We start from the raw sequence: 17,219 nt of genomic DNA on the forward strand, positions 1-17,219 counted from the left end.
TCGTAGGCTGATCCTGTGAGCGTTGTGACCCTGCCCCAGCTGTCATGGGGAGACCCGGCATCGTCGAAGACCGCCCTCCTCGTGCACGGGCTCGGCTCGTCCGGCGCCCTCATGTGGCGGTTGGGAACAGCCCTTGCGGACGCCGGCTGGCACGCCGTCGCCGTCGACCTCCGCGGGCACGGAGACGCTCCGCGTGCTCTGGAGTACACGGTCGCCGCCTACGCACGCGATCTGTCCGCGACCCGACCCGCCCGCGGCGGAGCATGGGATGCCGTCATCGGGCACTCCCTGGGCGGAGCATCCAGCACGGCGGCCTCGGCATCCGCCCCGGAGTGGACGAAGCGCCTCGTCCTCATCGACCCGGCCATCCTCGTGGACGGCCGCGATGCGACGATCGTCCGCCGCAGCCAGGAGCGCGCGTTCGCGGACAACCGCATCGAGATCGTGCAGACGGAGCATCCGCACTGGCAACCGCAGGATCACGAGCTGAAGATCGATGCGGTCGCCCGCGGCAGCCGCTGGGCCGTCGAGCAGACCAGCGCGCAGAACCAGCCGTGGGATGTGCGGGCCGATGCCGCCCGCCTGACCGTTCCGACGCACATCATCGGCGCCGACCCCGAGGTCTACAGCCTGTTCACGGGAGAAGTCGCCACCGAGGTGCTCGCGGCGAACGCGAAAATCTCGATGTCCGTCGTCGCCGGCGCGGGACACTCGCCGCACCGAGACAAGCCGGACGACACCGTCCGCCACCTGCTGGAGGCACTGTCATGAGTTTCGACCCGGCCGTCCACCTTCCCGACGACCTGCTCGAGCGTATCCGCGAGCGCGCTCCGATCCACGACAGGGAGAACACCTTCCCCCAGCAGGATCTCGACGAGCTCCGGGATGCCGGCTACCTGAGCATCCTCGTCCCGACCGAGCGCGGGGGCGCCGGCCTCGGGCTCGAGCAGGCGGCGATCCTGCAGCAGCGGCTGGCGACGGCATCCCCTGCCACGGCCCTGTGCATCAACATGCATCTGGTCTGGACCGGCGTCGCGAAGGTGTTCACCGACCGGGGCGTGCCGGGGCTCGAGTTCGTGCAGGACGGCGCCGCCGCCGGCGAGGTCTTCGCGTTCGGGATCAGCGAGGGCGGCAACGACCTCGTGCTGTTCGGCAGCGACACCTCGGCGGTGCCGGCGGAGGACGGCTCGTACGCGTTCACGGGGACGAAGATCTTCACGTCCCTCGCGCCGGTGTGGACGAAGCTCGGACTGCACGGACTCGACACCACCTCGCCGGACGCGCCCAAGCTCGTGTTCGCGTTCGTCGACCGCACGGATGCCGTCACGACGAGCGACGACTGGGACACGCTCGGCATGCGCGCGACGCAGAGCCGCACGACCCGGCTGAAGGGCGCCGTCGCCGCACCGGAGCACGTCGTGCGGCGCATCGACCCCGGCCCCTCACCCGACCCGATCGTCTTCGGCATCTTCAGCGTGTTCGAGCTGCTGCTCGCCTCGGTCTACACCGGCATCGCCCGACGTGCGATCGACCTGGCGGTGCAGACCGTGCACGAGCGCACGTCGAAGAAGACCGGCCTCGCGTACAGTCAGGACCCGGACATCCGCTGGCGCATCGCCGACATGAGCCTGGCGTACGACGCCCTGCCGCCGCAGATCGCCGCGCTCGCTCGAGATGTCGACGATCAGGTCGATAACGGTGCGCGCTGGTTCACGCTGCTGTCGGGGACGAAGCACCGCGCGGTCGTGATGGCCAAGCACGTCGTGGATCAGGCGATCCTCACGGCGGGCGGCGGATCGTACTTCTCGTCGAACGAACTCTCGCGGCTGTACCGCGACGTGCTGGCCGGCGTGTTCCACCCGTCCGATCCGGAATCTGCGCACTCCACTGCGGCGAGCGAGCTGCTCGGGCCGGTCGACGGTCCCTGACGCTTCGACAGGTGGTCCCTGAGCCTGTCGAAGGGCTCAGCGGTCGAGTGACTACTTGCGGTCGAAGTCGAACGCCTTGAGCAGCTCGTCCACGGCCTGATCGCGCTCGTCGCCGCCCTGCTCGAACATGTGCGTGACATGCGTGCGCAGGTGGTTCTCCAGCAGCAGGCGGTTGAGCGACTCGAGCGAGCGCTGGATGGCGCGGGACTGCGTGATGATGTCCATGCAGTACTCCTCGCCCTCGATCATGCGGGCGACGCCGCGCAGCTGACCCTCCAGGATGCTGGTGCGGTGCAGCGCGCGCTTCTTGATGTCTTCGATCACGAGACGAGGCTACCCTTCGACAGGCTCAGGGACCGAGTGCGTGCGAGGATGACAGCATGCCGCGCACTCCGATGGCTCTACTCTCTCCCGCCGATCAGGAGCGCCTGCGCGCCCTGCGCCTGATGAAGGGCATCGCGCTGGGCGCGCTGATCTTCATGGCGATCGTGTTTGTGATCGCGTTCTGGCTGCAGGAGCGGCATCCGTGGCTGGGGTACGTCCGCGCCGCGGCCGAGGGCGGCATGGTCGGCGCGCTCGCGGACTGGTTCGCCGTCACAGCCCTGTTCCGCCGCCCGCTCGGACTGCCGATCCCGCACACCGCGATCATCCCGAACCGCAAGGACGAGATCGGTCGGACCCTCGGCGAATTCGTCGAGACGAACTTCCTGGCCGCCGACGTCGTGCGCACGAAGCTCGCCTCGACGCCGATCGCCCGCCGCGCCGGCGAGTGGCTGCAGCAGCCGGCGCACGCCGAACGCGTGGCCGCCGAGGGGTCGGCGATCGCCACCGGCGTACTCAACGCGCTCAGCGACGACGACGTCCGCGATCTCATCACCGACCTCGCCCGGGAACACCTCGTTCAGCCCGAATGGGGTCCGCCGGCTGGCGCCTGGCTCGAGAAGATCGTCGAATCCGATGCCCACCGCGGCGCGATCGATCTCGCCGCCGACAGCATCAGCACGTGGCTCATCGCCAACGAGGACGCCTTCCACGGACTCGTCTCGCGCCGTCTGCCGGGTTGGGTGCCGAAACTCGCGCACCGGTTCGTCGATGACACGGTCTATCACGAGGCCGTGAAGTTCGTCGACGCCGTCCGCACCGATCCGCGGCATCCCGCCCGGCTCGCGATCGACGGCTACCTCGCCCGCCTCGCCGACAACCTGCAGAACGATCCCGTCACGCGCCGCAAGCTCGAGAACGCCAAGGCGTCGCTGTTCGACAGCCCCCGCGTCGGGGCTCTGGCCGCAGAGGCCTGGAACACCGCCAAGAATGGCTTGATCCGCTCGCTCGGCGACCCCCAGAGCAGCCTGCGGGTGCGGGCGGTGCAGGCGATCGAGGAGGTCGGTGAGCGCCTGGTGACGGATGCCGCACTGCAGCGCCGCGTCGACTCCTGGGTGTCGGAGGCCGCCGTCTTCCTCGTCGACCGATACCGGCACGACATCGCCTCGATCATCACCGACACCGTCGAGCGCTGGGACCCGGCCGAGACCACCGAGAAGATCGAGCTGATGGTGGGCCGCGACCTGCAGTACATCCGCCTGAACGGCACCGTCGTGGGCGCCCTGGCGGGACTGGCGATCTTCTCGATCGCGCACGCGCTGATCCCCGGCGTCTGAGCCGTCAGCGCGCGGCGAGGCCCGCCAGCATCTCGAGCACGCAGAGCGCCGCGAGTCGCACGGTGCGCGCGTCGTCGGTGTCGGCGGTGGCGTCCACCTCGGCGAGATCGGCGCTCACGATGCTCGGATCGGTGACGAGACCGCGCACGAGCGCCCGCATCTCCCAGGCCGCGAATCCCCCCGGCACGCTCGCCGGGCAGCCGGGAGCCACGGATCGGTCGGCCGCGTCGACGTCGACGTCGAGGTGGATGCGAGGTGCGTCGCCGCCGCCCGCGATCTCGAGCGCTTCGGCACAGACGTCCTGGATGCCGCGGCGACGCACCTCGTCGATCGTGATGACCCGGATGCCCCAGTCGGCGGCCCGCTGCGCGTAGTCCGCGGAGTTCGCGAAGTCGGCGATGCCGATCTGGACGATCCGGCGCGGGTCGATGCGTTCCGACGCGGGCGCGTCCTCCACGAGCCTGCGCACTGGTGAGCCGTTGGACACCCCATCACGCAGATCGAAATGGGCGTCGATCGTGATGAGGCCGGTCGCGGCCGCACCGCGAGCCACCGGATAGGTGAGCGAGTTGTCGCCCCCGAGGGCGATGACGAGGTCGCTCCCACCCGCGATCTCGGCCACGCGCGCGACCGTCCGGGCGATGCCGTCCTCGTCGTCGGGCTCGGCGATGTCACCGGCATCCGCGATGCGCAGAGCGTCGTTCAGATCGAGCGTCGGCGGCCCCATCAGGACGGCGCTGTACCGCGGGAGTGCCGCTCTGATCGCGGCGGGAGTCGCATGCGCGCCGGTCGTCGAGAGCGATGTCCGCCACGTCGGAACCCCCAGGAGCACGGCGTCCGCCCACTCCGGGGCATCGAACGGCGGCCATCCCCCCGCCCGCGGCCACCTGTCATCGACCGGCAGCGTCATGCTGCGCCTCCTCGCTCGGCGGAGCCTACGACGAGCGCGCCGTCCTTCCAGACGCTGCGCACGAGCGGCACACCGGGCCGGTACGACAGGTGCACGTGGCTCGGCGCGTCCAGCAGCACGAGGTCGGCGCGGGCGCCGGGAGCGATCACGCCGATGTCGTCGCGACGCAGTGCAGCCGCTCCCCCGGCGGTGGCCGCCCACAGCGCCTCGGCGGGCGTCATTCCCATGTCGCGCACGGCGACGGCGATGCAGAACGGCATGGACGAGGTGAAGCTCGAACCGGGATTGGTGTCGCACGCGAGCGCGACCGTCACGCCGGCATCGATCAGTCGCCGGGCGTCGGGGTACGGCTGTCGTGTGGAGAATTCGACGCCGGGCAGCAGGGTGAGCACGGTGTCGGATGCCGCGAGCGCGGACACGTCGCCATCGGTGAGATAGGTGCCGTGATCGACGGATGCCGAATCCAGATCGATCGCCAGCTGCACGCCGTCACCGGGGCCGAGCTGGCTCGCGTGCACGCGCGGTGCAAGGCCACGGGCGATGCCGGCCTCGAGTACGCGTCGGGCCTGCTGGACGGTGAAGGCGCCCGTCTCGCAGAACACGTCGATCCAACGGGCATGCGGGGCGCAGGCGTCCAGCATCGGGCCGGTGACGAGATCGACGTAGCCGTCCGGGTCGTCGGCGTACTCGGCGGGCACGACATGCGCCCCGAGGAATGTGACCTCGTCGGTCGCCTCGGCGGCCAGACGCACCATGCGCTCCTCGGTCTCGACATCCAGGCCGTACCCGCTCTTGATCTCCACGGTCGTCGTGCCCTGCGCATGCATCTCGGCGATGAATCCGCGCAGTCGCGCGCGCAGCTCGTCGTCGGACGCAGCTCTGGTCGCGGCGACGGTCGAGCGGATGCCGCCGGCGGCATACTTCGCCCCGGCCATCCGCGCCTCGAACTCCGCGGCACGGTCGCCGCCGAACACGATGTGACTGTGGCTGTCAACGAAGCCCGGGATCATCGCGCGTCCCGCGGCGTCGACGATCTCGTCGGCGACCGGCGCGTCTGCGGCAGCGCCCACCCATGCGATCCGTTCGTCCTCGACGACGACAGCGGCGTCACGGATGATCCCGGCACCGCCGTCGATCTGCATCGTGCAGGTGCTCAGCTCGCCGATGTTCGTGATCAGGGTGCGCATGGTCTCATCTTCACAGCATCGGCACGTTCAGGCCGCGCTCGCGCGCGACCTCGCGGGCGCGTTCGTATCCGGCATCCACGTGGCGCATGACGCCGGTGCCCGGGTCGTTCGTGAGCACGCGCTCGAGCTTCTCGGCCGCGAGCGCCGTGCCATCGGCGACCGTGACCTGGCCGGCGTGGATGCTGCGCCCGATCCCGACTCCGCCGCCGTGGTGCAGCGACACCCAGGACGCTCCCGAAGCCGTGTTCAGCAGCGCGTTCAGCAGCGGCCAGTCGGCGATCGCGTCGGAGCCGTCGGCCATCGCCTCGGTCTCGCGGTACGGGGACGCGACGGATCCGGCATCCAGGTGATCGCGGCCGATCACGATCGGCGCCTTGAGCTCACCGGAGGCGACCATCTCGTTGAACTTGAGCCCGGCGAGGTGGCGCTCCTTGTAGCCGAGCCAGCAGATGCGGGCGGGCAGACCCTCGAAGTGCACCTTCTCCCCGGCCTGGTCGAGCCAGCGGTGCAGGGCCGCGTCCTCGGGGAACAGCTCCTTCACGGCGCGGTCCGTGGCGGCGATGTCGGCGGGGTCTCCGGAGAGCGCCACCCACCGGAACGGCCCCTTGCCCTCGGCGAACAGCGGGCGGATGTACGCCGGCACGAACCCGGGGAACGCGAACGCCCGCTCGAAGCCGCCGAGCTCGGCTTCGCGGCGGATCGAGTTGCCGTAGTCGAAGACAGCGGCACCGGCATCCTGGAAACCGACCATCGCGGCGACGTGCGCGGCCATCGATGCACGCGAACGGCGCGTGAACTCCTCCGGGTCGCGCTCGGACTCCGCCTTCCAGTCGGCGACCGAGACGCCCTGCGGCAGGTACGCCAGCGGGTCGTGCGCGCTGGTCTGATCGGTGACGATGTCGATCGGGATGCCACGGCGCAGCAGCTCGGGGAAGACATCCGCGGCGTTGCCGACGACCCCCACCGACAGGGCCGCGCCGGCATCCTTCGCGGCGATGGCGCGGGCGACCGCTGCATCGAGATCGGCCGTGTACTCGTCGAGGTAGCCGTGCTCGACGCGGCGGGCGAGCCGCGTCTCGTCGACGTCGACGATGAGCACGGCTCCCCCGTTCATGGTCACCGCCAGGGGCTGGGCACCTCCCATGCCTCCGGCGCCGCCGGTGAGCGTGAGCGTTCCGGCGAGCGAGTCGCGGCCGAGGCTCCGCGCCACGGCGGCGAACGTCTCGTACGTGCCCTGCAGGATGCCCTGCGTGCCGATGTAGATCCACGACCCTGCCGTCATCTGCCCGTACATCGTCAGGCCGAGCGACTCGAGGCGGCGGAACTCCGGCCACGTGGCCCAGTCGCCGACGAGGTTGGAGTTCGCGATGAGCACCCGCGGCGCCCACTCGTGCGTGCGGAAGACGCCGACCGGCTTGCCGGACTGCACGAGCAGCGTCTCATCGGGTTCGAGCTCGTCGAGGGTGCGGACGATCGCGTCGTACGCCTCCCAGCTGCGCGCGGCGCGGCCGGTGCCGCCGTAGACGACGAGGTCCTCGGGATGCTCGGCGACCTCGGGATCGAGGTTGTTCATGAGCATGCGCTTAGCGGCCTCCGCGCCCCAGCTCTTCGCGGTGCGCTCGGCGCCGCGTGCGGCGTGGATCGTGCGGGTCATGCGGTTGCCTCCTGTGCGGTACGGGCGACGGCGCCCGTTCGGACGAGTTCGGTGACGGCTTCCATCTCGGGCGAGAGGAACCGGTCGGGCCCGGGGCCCGCGGCCACGGTTCGGACGAGGTCGCGCACGGCGCCCGTGGCAGGACCTGCCTTCAGCGGGGCGCGCAGGTCGAGCGCCCGTGCGCCGGTGATGATCTCGATCGCGAGCACCCGGGCGAGCCCGTCGATCGCGCGGCGCAGCTTGCGCGCGGCCGCCCAGCCCATCGACACGTGATCCTCCTGCATGGCGGACGACGGGATGGAGTCGACGGATGCCGGCACCGCGAGCCGTTTGAGCTCGGAGACGATGCCCGCAGCGGCGTACTGCGCGATCATGAGCCCCGAGTCCACGCCGACCTCGTGGGCGAGGAACGGCGGCAGACCGTGGCTGCGTGCGGGGTCGAGCGCACGGTCGGTGCGCCGCTCCGACACCGAGGCGACATCGGCGACCGAGATCGAGAGGAAGTCGAGGACGGCCGCGACCGGCGCCCCGTGGAAGTTGCCGTTGGACTCGATCCGGCCGTCGACCGTGACGACGGGGTTGTCGATGACGCTGGCGAGCTCGCGCGAGGCGATCATCGCCGCATGCGACATCGTGTCGCGTGCGGCGCCGTGCACCTGCGGCGAACAGCGCAGCGAGTATGCGTCCTGCACACGGCCGTCCTCGGGTCCCCGGTGGCTGGCGACCATCGGGGAATCGGTGAGGAAAGCCCGCAGGTTGGCCGCGGAGACCGCCTGCCCGTCCTGCGGACGCAGTGCCATGAGGTCGGCCGCGAACACCGCATCCGTGCCGAGCTGACTCTCGACCGACATGGCGGCGGCGAGATCGGCCGTGGTGACGAGCATCTCGAGGTCGTGCAGCGCGAGCAGCAGCATCCCGAGCATCCCATCGGTGCCGTTGATGAGCGCGAGCCCCTCCTTCTCCTCGAGGACGAGCGGCTCGATGCCGGCGGCGGTGAGCGCGTCGGATGCCGGGACGGTCCCTGAGCCTGTCGAAGGGTCGTCGCCCACGCGGACCTCGCCCTCTCCCATGGCGGCGAGCGCGATGTGAGCGAGCGGTGCGAGGTCGCCGGAGCATCCCAGCGACCCGTACTCGCGGACGATCGGCGTGATCCCGGCGTTGAGCATGGCGGCGTACGTCTCCGCGACCACCGGGCGCACGCCGGTGCGTCCGGATGCCAGGGTCTGCAGACGCAGCAGCTGCAGGGCGCGGACGACCTCGGTCTCCACCTCGGCGCCCGTCCCTGCGGCGTGCGAGCGGATGAGGCTGGCCTGCAGCTGCCGACGGCGCTCCGGAGCGATGAACGTGGTGGCGAGGGCGCCGAATCCGGTCGAGACGCCGTAGTGCGGGCGGGGATCGGCGGCCAGCGCGTCGATGATGCCGCGCGTCTCGGCGATGCGGTCCAGGGCGCTGCTGTCGAGCTCGACCGGGGCGCCGTCTCGGGCGACCGCGACGACCTGCGCCGGGGTGAGGACGTCGGCGCCGATGCGGATGTGGTGGGGCATGAGTCGATTCCACACCCCTGCGCTGGCGGGGAACAGGAGGCCATGGCATCCTGTGTCTGTGATCCCAGACAATGCGTCCCGCTCTCCGCAGGTCCCCGCTGCGGACCAGACGCTGCGGATCCTGCGACACCTCGCAACACGACCGGCCCCGGTCGCGGCATCCGCGATCGCCCGCGAGCTCGCTCTTCCGCGCTCGACCGTGCACCACCTGCTCAACACCCTCGCCGACCACGGATTCGTGCTGCACCTGCGCGAGGAACGCCGCTGGGCTCTGGGAACGGCGGCGTCCGAGCTCGCCGGAGGCTTCGCCCGGCAGCAGCCGCTCGCGCGCCTGGGCCGTCCGCTCGTGGCGGCGCTGGCCGACCGGCTCGGCGAGAGCACGCACCTCGGGGTGCTGAGCGGCTCGGACGTCGTCTACATCGTCGAGGAGCGCGCACCGCGGCGCCCTGCTCTCGTGACGGACGTCGGCGTACGCCTCCCTGCGCACCTGACGGCGACGGGGCGCGCGATGCTCGCAGCCCTCCCGCGCGAGCAGGTCCGAGCGCTGTATCCGAACGCGTCGGCGTTCTCGACGCGGACGGGACTCGGGCCCGGTCGAGTCGGTGAGCTGCGCGAGCTGCTGCGTAGCATCCGCGCCGCCGGATACGCGTCAGAGGACGGCGAGGTCACGAGCGGAACGCGGTCCGTCGGCGCCGCGGTGCTCGACACCTCCGGATGGCCGGTGGCGGCGGTCGCCGTCACCTGGTCGAGCGGGTCGGGTCCGGCCGAGGCGGATGCGGCGAGCAGCGTCATCGAGACGGCTGCAGAACTCCAGCGCCGTCTGCGATGACCGGCCGCCGGAAATGGTGAGGGGAGCCGCAGCTCACCAGTCCGCGACTCCCCCAGGGGCCAGGCCTTCGTCGGGTCAGCCGGCCGCGCCCTTGCGGGGCTTGATGAAGGTTTCCGGCGCCTGCTTGGCGCGCTTGGCTGCTCGTTTCTCCTTGAGCGTCAGCTGCGCTGTCTTCTTGCCCTTCTTCAGTGTGGGCGTCTTTCCTGCCATTGGGACTCGCTTCCCCTCTCGTATCGGCTGGCGGGTGTGCCACTGACCATAGCCGGTTCCTAGGGGAAGTCAAATTGCCCGGTGAGAAGGAAAAACAGGGTCTCGCGGCGAATGCAGAAGCGGTCGAGCGCTAGGCTCGGAAAGTGCTCGAGACTCTGACCGGATTCGCCGTCGTCGGACTCGCGATCGCCGTCGGGTACATCCTCGGCCGCATCGATCTGCTCGGTCCGAGCGCACGCCACGTCCTGGGTCGTCTGACCTTCTTCGTCCTGTCGCCCTTCCTGCTGTTCACTGTTCTCGCGCAGGCGGATGCGCGCGTGCTCTTCTCCTCGCTCCTCCCGGTCTCGGCGATCGCCGCAGCGCTGATCATCGGCATCTACGCGCTCATGGCGAAGCTCGTCTGGAAGCGTTCGGTCGGCGAGACCGTGATCGGAGCGCTGTCCGCCGGACAGGTGAACTCCAACAACATCGGCATCCCGCTGTCGCTGTATCTGCTGGGCAGCGCCGCGTACCCGGCGCCGGTCATCCTCATGCAGCTGCTCGTTTTCACGCCGATCTCGCTGACGATCCTCGACACCGTCACCAGCGGACGGACCTCGGTGTGGCGCACGTTCGTCCGCACGGCGACGAACCCGATCATCGTCGGCTCGGCGCTCGGCACGCTCGTCTCGGTGCTCGACATCGAGCTGCCGCCGATCGTCATGGAACCGGCGACACTGATCGCGAACGCGTGCGTGCCGGTTCTGCTGATCAGCTACGGCATCTCGCTGTTCGGCCAGCGGGTGCTCGACTCGTCGGGGTATCGCAAGGATGTGCTGCTCGCGAGCGGGCTGAAACTGCTCCTGATGCCGGTTCTCGCCTGGGTCGTCGCGCAGTTCGTCTTCGGACTGTCCGCGCACGAGGTTCTGATCGTCGTCGTGCTGGCGGCGCTGCCCACCGCTCAGAACGTGTTCAACTACTCGCAGCGCTACGACATCGGCGAATCGATCTCGAGGGACACGGTCTTCATCACCACGATCGGATGCATCCCCGTGCTGCTCGCAGCGACCCTGCTGCTCGGTTGAATCCGCCGTCGGCATGTCGCCGCCATCTGGCAGAGTGAGGGCATGAGCGGCCTGCGAATCCTTCATCTCAGCGACACGCACTTCTCGCGCGACGGCGGCCGGCACTACGGCGTCGTCGACACGGCGGAGCATCTGCGCCGTGCACTCGCCCACGTCGGCCACCTGCTGTTCGACCTCGTCGTGGTCTCGGGCGATGTCAGCGAAGACGGCTCGGAGGAGTCGTACCGGCGTGTGCGCGCGCAGCTCGAGCCGTGGGCGCAGGCGCGCGGAGCCCGTCTGGTGTTCGCGATGGGAAACCATGACGGACGTGAAGGGTTCCGCGCCGTGCTGGGCGGCGGGCAGCCGGATGCCGATGAGCAGGTGCCCTCGGGCGATGCATCTGATCGCCCCGTGGTCTCGGTGGCGGCGCACGACGGCTGGCGTCTGGTCGTGCTCGACAGCTCGATCCCCGGTTTCGGGTACGGCGACCTCGAGCCCGAGCAGAAGCAGTTCCTGCGTGAGACGCTCGCCGAACCCGCCGAGCACGGCACGATCGTCGTCGTGCACCATCCGCCCGTCGCAGCGCAGACCGACCTGCTGCAGGCGCTCGCACTCGACGACGCGGACGGCCGCGACCTCATCGAGATCGTCCGAGACACGGACGTGCGCGTCATCCTGTCAGGTCACTACCATCTCCCTGTCACCGAGGTCGTCTCCGGCGTTCCGGTGACGGTGGCCCCAGGCGTGACCAACATCTCGTGCGCGTTCGGAGACCCGGCCGAGGAGGCGGCGATCAACGGCTTCGGCGGATCGGTCGTCACGGTGGACGGCGACCGGGTGCGCGTGGTGCCGTTCGTCGAGCGGCTGACTCCCGATGAGATGGTGTTCCACTTCGATGCGGATGCCGTCGCCGACATCATCGAAGACGCCGGACGCCCCGCCGATCCTGCGCAGTCGCTGGCGCCCTGAGCCGAATCACTCGACGGCGAACCGGAGGATGCGGTCATCGTCCTGCCCAGGGCTCCCGCGCCCGTCGGTGTTGTTCGTCAGCACCCAGAGCTCGCCGTCCGGCGTCACGACGACGTCGCGCAGGCGCCCGTACTTCCCCGGCCAGTGCTCGACGGATGCCGAGAGATCGTCGAGCGGCACCTCGCGCACACGCTCGCCGCGGAGGTTCGCGATGAGGATGCTCCCGCCTGCGACCGCGATGCCGCTGGGGCTCGCCTCGGACGGCGCCCACTGCTGCACAGGATCGATGAAGCGCTCGTCGTCGGAGATGCCCTCCACCTCTGGCCAGCCGTAGTCACCGCCGGCCTCGATGACGTTGAGCTCGTCCCAGGTGTTCTGCCCGAACTCCGAGGCGTACATGGTGCCGTCGGCGTCCCAGGCGATGCCCTGCGGGTTTCGGTGGCCGTAACTGTAGACGTAGGACCCGGGGAACGGGTTGTCAGCGGGGACGGTGCCTTCGGGCGTCATCCGCAGGATCTTGCCGCCAAGGATCTCGAGGTCCTGAGCGCTCGGGCGGTCTCCGGCGTCGCCGGTCGTGGCGTACAGCATGCCGTCCGGGCCGAAAGCGATCCGTCCGCCGTTGTGGTTGCCGGCCGCGGGGATGCCCTCGAGCACGGTCTCCGGCTCGCCGAGGTGCAGCTCGCCCGGGCCGCCGCCGAGAGTGAAACGTTCGATGCGATTCTCGTCCGCCGCGGTGACGTAGACGTACAGATGCTCCTCATGCACGGCGATGCCGAGCAGACCGCCCTCGCCGCCGTGACGCACGCCGTCGATCACGGCGACCTCGCGCGCCTGTCCGCTGGAGTCGAGCTCGAGGATCCGCGCGCTGTCGCGTTCGCTGACGAGCGGGGTGCCGTCAAGGAAGGCCACCGACCAGGGAGCGTCGAGATCCTGGGCGAGCACGACGGGGTCGCCCGAGGACGACGCCGTGTCCGCGGCATCCGGGCTCGCGGCATCATCGTTCGCGGCGTCCGGGGTCGCGCAGGAGGCGAGCAGGACGACCGTGGCCACGCACATCAGCGCCGATCGCACCACCGCTCGCCCGTCCATGCTCGGAGCCTACGGCCTCGCCGCGAGAATTGCGCGGCCGCACGAGAATGCGTGTGGCAACGCCATTCTCGGCGCGCAATGCGATTCTCGGGGGGAATGAGTGAAGCCCCGGCCTGCGCCGGGGCTTCGGAAATGGTGGACCTAAGGGGATTCGAACCCCTGACCTCCTCGATGCGAACGAGGCGCGCTACCAACTGCGCCATAGGCCCGTGAACCTCAGTTAGATTATCACGCCCGAACGGGGTGACGCGCCGAGGCCGTGTTCAACCGGCTGCCCGGCGCTGCAGCATCCGACGGACGTGCTGCTCGATCTCCGCGTCGTCCACGAAACCCATCCGAGCGTACGGCGAGGCCTCTTCGGCCGCTGCCGGGGCAGGAAGAGCGACCGGCTCAGCCGGGGCCATCTGCGCCGCACGTCGGCGGAGCTCGGCCATCCGCTCGGCGCGGACGAGATCCTGCTTCGCTTCGATCTCGGCTCGTGCCGTCTGCGCAAGAGAACCGGTCACCTGCGCCATCGGCGCCGGGAGCGGACGAGGAGTCCACGATGCGCGCCCCTGGTCGTGCAACGGCGGTGAGACACGCGAAGCGGGTGCGGCGACGACTTCCGCTGCGGGACGCGCGAGTGCACGGCGGGCGACGGATGCCATCTTCTGCAGCGCCAGAGCGCCGGCAACCGCTGCCGCCCCGCCGACCCAGATCAGCACCTGCGAACCACCGGTGACGACCTGCCAGACCCCGAGACCGGCGACGGCCAGCCCGATGGCGAGGACGGATGCGGCGACGACGCGCACCCGGCGACGAGCCCTTGCCTGGCGGACGACCGGATCGGCGCGCGTCGCGGCCAGTTCGGCACGCAGCTTCACGAGCTCGGCGGCCTCCTTCTCGGACTGCAGGCGCTTGGCGAGCTTCTGCTGGGCGAGCGCGGTGCGGGCGTTGAGTTCGAGGTGCACCTCTTCGGGCGTCTCGCTCGTCTCGGCCAGCACGCGCAGCGCCTGGTTGAGGCGAACCGCGTTCCGCTCGGCGGCGTTGTACTGATACTTTCCGCGCCAGGAGGGCAGCAGATACAGCATCCAGAGCAGCACGGCGACGAGGACGATGACGCCCCCACTCAGCACCGGCCCGTTCATAGCCTCAACGGTATGCGACCGCGCGCCGCTCGCCCGCGTGTCGCGGCGCGTGTCGCGCTCGGATACGGCGGAATCAGATCGGCAGGCGGTCGGACGGCGGGATGCTCGCGGCCTCCTGCGGGGCCCGCCCGTCGAGCCAGCGTGCGAGAACCCCCTCCGGCACGTCCTCGCGGGTCAGCGCGAACGCGTAGTGATCGCGCCAGTCGCCATCGATGTGGATGAACCGGCGGCGGAAGCCCTCATAGCGGAAGCCGAGCTTCTGCACGACGCGCAGGCTCGCCGCGTTCTCAGGACGGATGCAGATCTCCATGCGGTGCAGCCCGTACTCGGTGAAGCAGGCGTCGGTGGCGAGCGCGACCGCGGTCGGGGTGATCCCGCGCCCCGCGAACCGCTCGCTCACCCAGTAGCCGATCGTGGCCGAGTTCAACGACCCACGGGCGACGCCCCAGACGTTCAACTGCCCGGCGATCTCGCCGTCATGCAGCATCACGAACGGGTAGCCCCCGCCGTCGCGGTACTGCTGCAGGAGCCGTCTGATGCTCAAGCGCATGTCGAACGAGGCGGAGCCGTTCGGCACCGTCGCCTCCCAGCGCTGCAGCCATGCACGGTTCTCCAGCAGTTCGTGCTGAAGCGTGCGCGCGTCGCGGCTCCGGATGAGCCTCAGCTCGACCGGACCGTGACGGTGACCCTGCAGGAATTCCATCGCTCCTCGCAGCCGGACGGGCCTAGAGGCGCTCGGCGAACTCCTTGAGCCACGGCCGCAGGTCGGGGCCGAGGTCCTCACGGTCGGATGCGAGCTGCACGATGGCCTTGATGTAGTCGACCCGGTCGCCGGTGTCGTAGCGGCGGCCGCGGAAGACGACACCGACGACGCCGGGGCCCTCGCTGTCGGCCGCGAGCTCCTGCAGGGCGTCGGTCAGCTGGATCTCGCCGCCCTTGCCCGGCTCCGTCCGCTCGAGGATCGGGAACACCGAGGCGGGAAGCACGTAGCGTCCGATGACGGCGAGGTTCGAGGGCGCGTCCTCCTTCGCCGGCTTCTCGACGAGGCCGGTGACGCGCACGATGTCATCGTCGCCGGTCGACTCGACCGCAGCGGCGCCGTACATGTGGATGTGCTCGGGATCGACCTCCATGAGGGCGACGACAGCTGCCCCGGTGCGCTCGTGCTCGGCCATCATCGTCGTGATGAGCGGGTCGCGGTCGTCGATGAGGTCGTCGCCGAGCAGCACGACGAAGGAGCTGTCGCCCACATGCGTCTTGGCGCGGAGCACGGCGTGGCCGAGCCCCTTGGGCTCGCCCTGGCGAAGGTAGTGGATGTCAGCGAGGTCGCTGGACTTCATGACGCGCTCGAGGCGCTGCATGTCGCCCTTCTCGGTGAGCTTGACCTCGAGCTCGGGAACCGAGTCGAAATGGTTGGAGATGGCGTTCTTGTTGCGGCCGATGATGACGAGGATGTCGTCGATCCCGGCGGATGCCGCCTCTTCGACCACGTACTGGATGGCCGGCTTGTCGACGACCGGCAGCATCTCCTTCGGCATCGCCTTGGTGGCGGGCAGGAAGCGCGTGCCCAGACCCGCCGCCGGAATGACCGCCTTGATTGACTGCTTTCCCATCTGGCCAGCTTACTGGGGGACCCGGTCAGATCCGACACGTAGAATCGCAGCATGTCGCCTGACGTCGAACAAGCAAAGCGCGCGCTGCGCGCCGAACTGCGCGAGCGCCGGCAGCTGCTGTCCGATCAGCAGCGCGAGGCCGCGGCATCCGGCATCACCGAGCAGCTGGACGCACTCGTGACCGCACACGACGCGCAGTCGATCTCGTGCTTCCTCTCGACGACCACCGAGCCCGACACCCGGGCGTTCATCGCCGGAGCGGTGCGGCGCGGCATCCGCGTCCTGCTGCCGATCACCCGTGCGGACGGCCTGCTCGACTGGGCGGTCGCCGATGACTCCGACGAGGTGGCCGAAGGCCTGTTCGGCCTGCCGGAGCCCACCGGTGAAGTGCTCGGTCCGATCGCGGTCAACGACGTCGACATCATGATCATCCCGGCCGCCGCCGTGGACGCGGAAGGAACCCGCCTCGGGTGGGGGCGCGGCTACTTCGACAAGACCATCGGATCCATGGAGAACTGCCCGCCCGTCTACGCGGTGACCTACGACTCCGAGATCCTCGACTCCCTCCCCCGGGAGCTGCACGATCAGCCGGTCACCGGCGTCGTGACGCCCACTCGCACCCTCCATCTGTCGCCTGCGCGACCCTGACCATCCCGAGACAGAACATGCCCACCTACGCCTACGCCTGCACGTCGTGCGGCCACGCCTTCGACGCCGTCCAGTCCTTCACCGAGGACGCCCTGACCCTGTGCCCCGAGTGCGGCGGCGCCCTGCGAAAGCAGTACGGATCCATCGGTGTGACCTTCAACGGCTCCGGGTTCTATCGCACCGATTCTCGGAGTGGCGCTGGCGCAACGGCCGGTTCATCGGCATCATCGAAGTCGGAATCGTCGACGAGCGCCAAACCGGCGCCCGCGGCGGCGCCGGCCTCGAGCTGAGGTCTGAACATCACGGGGGTTCCCATGATTCAGGGATTCAAAGAATTCATCACCAAGGGCAACGTCATCGACCTGGCCGTCGCCGTGGTCATCGGCGGTGCGTTCACGGCGATCGTCACCGCCGTGGTGGACGCCATCATCACGCCGCTGGTCGCGCTATTCTACCAGCCGGACGACTCGGGAAATTTCGGCCCCACCCTGACCGGCATCTACGGGCAGGAAGTCACCTTCCCGCTCGGCACTCTGATCACGGCGGTCATCAGCTTCTTCGCGGTCGCTCTGGTCGTGTACTTCGTGTTCGTTCTGCCGATGAACAAGTACAAGGAGCGCCAGGCCGCCAAGAACCCGGCTGTCGAGGAGGAGACCCTGCCCACCGAGCAGGAGCTGCTCATCGAGATCCGCGACGCCCTGCGTCACGGCGCCGCGGGCGCGGCAGGCACGCCCGGCACCACGCCGCGCGTCTGAGCTCACGACTCTGAGACACAGAAAGGGCTCCCGCATCGCGCGGGGGCCCTTTCTG

The 17,219-nt window shown here is 69.7% G+C and carries 19 protein-coding genes and 1 tRNA gene; 9 read left to right on the forward strand and 11 right to left on the reverse strand.

Going from position 1 to position 17,219, the window contains the following annotated elements; all coding sequences use genetic code 11:
• Positions 1-15: 15 nt before the first annotated feature.
• Positions 16-771, forward strand: a complete 756-nt coding sequence (locus AB0269_RS12820; RefSeq protein ID WP_366211658.1) for an alpha/beta hydrolase — start codon at positions 16-18, stop codon at positions 769-771.
• The gene (locus AB0269_RS12825) at positions 768-1,928 is read left to right on the forward strand and encodes an acyl-CoA dehydrogenase family protein (RefSeq protein ID WP_366211659.1); all 1,161 of its coding nucleotides are present in this window, start codon (positions 768-770) and stop codon (positions 1,926-1,928) included. The genes AB0269_RS12820 and AB0269_RS12825 overlap by 4 nt, the downstream gene beginning before the upstream one ends.
• A gap of 51 nt (positions 1,929-1,979) precedes the next feature.
• Here AB0269_RS12825 and AB0269_RS12830 read toward each other — a convergent pair whose 3' ends face one another.
• The gene (locus tag AB0269_RS12830; RefSeq protein WP_366211660.1) at positions 1,980-2,252 is read right to left on the reverse strand and encodes a metal-sensitive transcriptional regulator; all 273 of its coding nucleotides are present in this window, start codon (positions 2,250-2,252) and stop codon (positions 1,980-1,982) included.
• A gap of 56 nt (positions 2,253-2,308) precedes the next feature.
• Here AB0269_RS12830 and AB0269_RS12835 point away from each other — a divergent pair, with 56 nt between their 5' ends.
• Positions 2,309-3,586 (forward strand): DUF445 domain-containing protein, encoded by a 1,278-nt coding sequence (locus AB0269_RS12835; RefSeq protein ID WP_366211661.1) that lies wholly within the window; start codon positions 2,309-2,311, stop codon positions 3,584-3,586.
• A 4-nt stretch (positions 3,587-3,590) separates the two neighbouring features.
• Here the strand turns inward: AB0269_RS12835 and AB0269_RS12840 are convergent, their stop codons facing one another.
• From AB0269_RS12840 to hutH, 4 genes are read right to left on the reverse strand one after another with little or no spacing between them, the layout of a single operon-like run.
• Positions 3,591-4,496, reverse strand: a complete 906-nt coding sequence (locus AB0269_RS12840) for an arginase family protein (protein WP_366211662.1) — start codon at positions 4,494-4,496, stop codon at positions 3,591-3,593.
• Positions 4,493-5,683 (reverse strand): imidazolonepropionase, encoded by a 1,191-nt coding sequence (hutI, locus tag AB0269_RS12845; RefSeq protein WP_366211663.1) that lies wholly within the window; start codon positions 5,681-5,683, stop codon positions 4,493-4,495. The genes AB0269_RS12840 and hutI overlap by 4 nt, the downstream gene beginning before the upstream one ends.
• 10 nt (positions 5,684-5,693) lie before the next feature.
• On the reverse strand, positions 5,694-7,337 hold the full coding sequence (gene hutU, locus AB0269_RS12850) for a urocanate hydratase (RefSeq protein WP_366211664.1): 1,644 nt from the start codon (positions 7,335-7,337) through the stop codon (positions 5,694-5,696).
• Positions 7,334-8,881 (reverse strand): histidine ammonia-lyase, encoded by a 1,548-nt coding sequence (hutH, locus tag AB0269_RS12855; protein WP_366211665.1) that lies wholly within the window; start codon positions 8,879-8,881, stop codon positions 7,334-7,336. The genes hutU and hutH overlap by 4 nt, the downstream gene beginning before the upstream one ends.
• A gap of 58 nt (positions 8,882-8,939) precedes the next feature.
• Between hutH and AB0269_RS12860 the strand changes: the two genes are divergently transcribed.
• Positions 8,940-9,710 carry an IclR family transcriptional regulator gene (locus AB0269_RS12860; protein ID WP_366211666.1) on the forward strand — a complete coding sequence of 257 codons (771 nt, stop codon included), beginning with the start codon at positions 8,940-8,942 and terminating at the stop codon, positions 9,708-9,710.
• Positions 9,711-9,785: 75 nt separating this feature from the next.
• Here the strand turns inward: AB0269_RS12860 and AB0269_RS12865 are convergent, their stop codons facing one another.
• A complete protein-coding gene (locus AB0269_RS12865) occupies positions 9,786-9,920 on the reverse strand; it encodes a hypothetical protein (protein ID WP_366211667.1) in 135 nt (44 codons plus the stop codon).
• A 143-nt stretch (positions 9,921-10,063) separates the two neighbouring features.
• Here AB0269_RS12865 and AB0269_RS12870 point away from each other — a divergent pair, with 143 nt between their 5' ends.
• Both AB0269_RS12870 and AB0269_RS12875 read left to right on the forward strand, forming a co-directional pair.
• Positions 10,064-10,984 carry an AEC family transporter gene (locus AB0269_RS12870; RefSeq protein ID WP_366211668.1) on the forward strand — a complete coding sequence of 307 codons (921 nt, stop codon included), beginning with the start codon at positions 10,064-10,066 and terminating at the stop codon, positions 10,982-10,984.
• Positions 10,985-11,026: 42 nt separating this feature from the next.
• A complete protein-coding gene (locus AB0269_RS12875; protein ID WP_366211669.1) occupies positions 11,027-11,932 on the forward strand; it encodes a metallophosphoesterase in 906 nt (301 codons plus the stop codon).
• Between the two features lie 6 nt (positions 11,933-11,938).
• Here the strand turns inward: AB0269_RS12875 and AB0269_RS12880 are convergent, their stop codons facing one another.
• From AB0269_RS12880 to galU, 5 genes are all read right to left on the reverse strand, one after another.
• Positions 11,939-13,021 carry a PQQ-dependent sugar dehydrogenase gene (locus AB0269_RS12880; protein WP_366211670.1) on the reverse strand — a complete coding sequence of 361 codons (1,083 nt, stop codon included), beginning with the start codon at positions 13,019-13,021 and terminating at the stop codon, positions 11,939-11,941.
• A 133-nt stretch (positions 13,022-13,154) separates the two neighbouring features.
• Positions 13,155-13,230, reverse strand: a tRNA-Ala gene (locus tag AB0269_RS12885).
• A gap of 54 nt (positions 13,231-13,284) precedes the next feature.
• The gene (locus AB0269_RS12890; protein ID WP_366211671.1) at positions 13,285-14,148 is read right to left on the reverse strand and encodes a hypothetical protein; all 864 of its coding nucleotides are present in this window, start codon (positions 14,146-14,148) and stop codon (positions 13,285-13,287) included.
• Positions 14,149-14,221: 73 nt separating this feature from the next.
• Positions 14,222-14,851 carry a GNAT family protein gene (locus AB0269_RS12895; RefSeq protein WP_366211672.1) on the reverse strand — a complete coding sequence of 210 codons (630 nt, stop codon included), beginning with the start codon at positions 14,849-14,851 and terminating at the stop codon, positions 14,222-14,224.
• Positions 14,852-14,873: 22 nt separating this feature from the next.
• Positions 14,874-15,761 carry a UTP--glucose-1-phosphate uridylyltransferase GalU gene (gene galU / locus AB0269_RS12900; RefSeq protein ID WP_366211673.1) on the reverse strand — a complete coding sequence of 296 codons (888 nt, stop codon included), beginning with the start codon at positions 15,759-15,761 and terminating at the stop codon, positions 14,874-14,876.
• Between the two features lie 51 nt (positions 15,762-15,812).
• Here galU and AB0269_RS12905 point away from each other — a divergent pair, with 51 nt between their 5' ends.
• From AB0269_RS12905 to mscL, 3 genes are read left to right on the forward strand one after another with little or no spacing between them, the layout of a single operon-like run.
• Positions 15,813-16,409 (forward strand): 5-formyltetrahydrofolate cyclo-ligase, encoded by a 597-nt coding sequence (locus tag AB0269_RS12905; protein ID WP_366211674.1) that lies wholly within the window; start codon positions 15,813-15,815, stop codon positions 16,407-16,409.
• Positions 16,410-16,426: 17 nt separating this feature from the next.
• The gene (locus AB0269_RS12910; protein WP_366211675.1) at positions 16,427-16,699 is read left to right on the forward strand and encodes an FmdB family zinc ribbon protein; all 273 of its coding nucleotides are present in this window, start codon (positions 16,427-16,429) and stop codon (positions 16,697-16,699) included.
• Between the two features lie 24 nt (positions 16,700-16,723).
• A complete protein-coding gene (mscL, locus tag AB0269_RS12915; RefSeq protein WP_366211676.1) occupies positions 16,724-17,164 on the forward strand; it encodes a large conductance mechanosensitive channel protein MscL in 441 nt (146 codons plus the stop codon).
• Positions 17,165-17,219: the final 55 nt, after the last annotated feature.

Source organism: Microbacterium sp. NPDC077644 (genome assembly GCF_040702785.1).
Lineage (GTDB): Bacteria > Actinomycetota > Actinomycetes > Actinomycetales > Microbacteriaceae > Microbacterium.

What these genes read in the sequence shown, in the direction of transcription:
- AB0269_RS12825 (WP_366211659.1), top strand. Translation starts at nt 768, where the DNA reads ATGAGTTTCGACCCGGCCGTCCACCTTCCCGACGACCTGCTCGAGCGT.
- AB0269_RS12835 (WP_366211661.1), top strand. Translation starts at nt 2,309, where the DNA reads ATGCCGCGCACTCCGATGGCTCTACTCTCTCCCGCCGATCAGGAGCGC.
- AB0269_RS12840 (WP_366211662.1), bottom strand. Translation starts at nt 4,496, where the DNA reads ATGACGCTGCCGGTCGATGACAGGTGGCCGCGGGCGGGGGGATGGCCG.
- hutI (WP_366211663.1), bottom strand. Translation starts at nt 5,683, where the DNA reads ATGCGCACCCTGATCACGAACATCGGCGAGCTGAGCACCTGCACGATG.
- hutU (WP_366211664.1), bottom strand. Translation starts at nt 7,337, where the DNA reads ATGACCCGCACGATCCACGCCGCACGCGGCGCCGAGCGCACCGCGAAG.
- hutH (WP_366211665.1), bottom strand. Translation starts at nt 8,881, where the DNA reads ATGCCCCACCACATCCGCATCGGCGCCGACGTCCTCACCCCGGCGCAG.
- AB0269_RS12865 (WP_366211667.1), bottom strand. Translation starts at nt 9,920, where the DNA reads ATGGCAGGAAAGACGCCCACACTGAAGAAGGGCAAGAAGACAGCGCAG.
- AB0269_RS12875 (WP_366211669.1), top strand. Translation starts at nt 11,027, where the DNA reads ATGAGCGGCCTGCGAATCCTTCATCTCAGCGACACGCACTTCTCGCGC.
- AB0269_RS12880 (WP_366211670.1), bottom strand. Translation starts at nt 13,021, where the DNA reads ATGGACGGGCGAGCGGTGGTGCGATCGGCGCTGATGTGCGTGGCCACG.
- AB0269_RS12890 (WP_366211671.1), bottom strand. Translation starts at nt 14,148, where the DNA reads ATGAACGGGCCGGTGCTGAGTGGGGGCGTCATCGTCCTCGTCGCCGTG.
- AB0269_RS12895 (WP_366211672.1), bottom strand. Translation starts at nt 14,851, where the DNA reads ATGGAATTCCTGCAGGGTCACCGTCACGGTCCGGTCGAGCTGAGGCTC.
- galU (WP_366211673.1), bottom strand. Translation starts at nt 15,761, where the DNA reads ATGGGAAAGCAGTCAATCAAGGCGGTCATTCCGGCGGCGGGTCTGGGC.
- AB0269_RS12905 (WP_366211674.1), top strand. Translation starts at nt 15,813, where the DNA reads ATGTCGCCTGACGTCGAACAAGCAAAGCGCGCGCTGCGCGCCGAACTG.
- AB0269_RS12910 (WP_366211675.1), top strand. Translation starts at nt 16,427, where the DNA reads ATGCCCACCTACGCCTACGCCTGCACGTCGTGCGGCCACGCCTTCGAC.
- mscL (WP_366211676.1), top strand. Translation starts at nt 16,724, where the DNA reads ATGATTCAGGGATTCAAAGAATTCATCACCAAGGGCAACGTCATCGAC.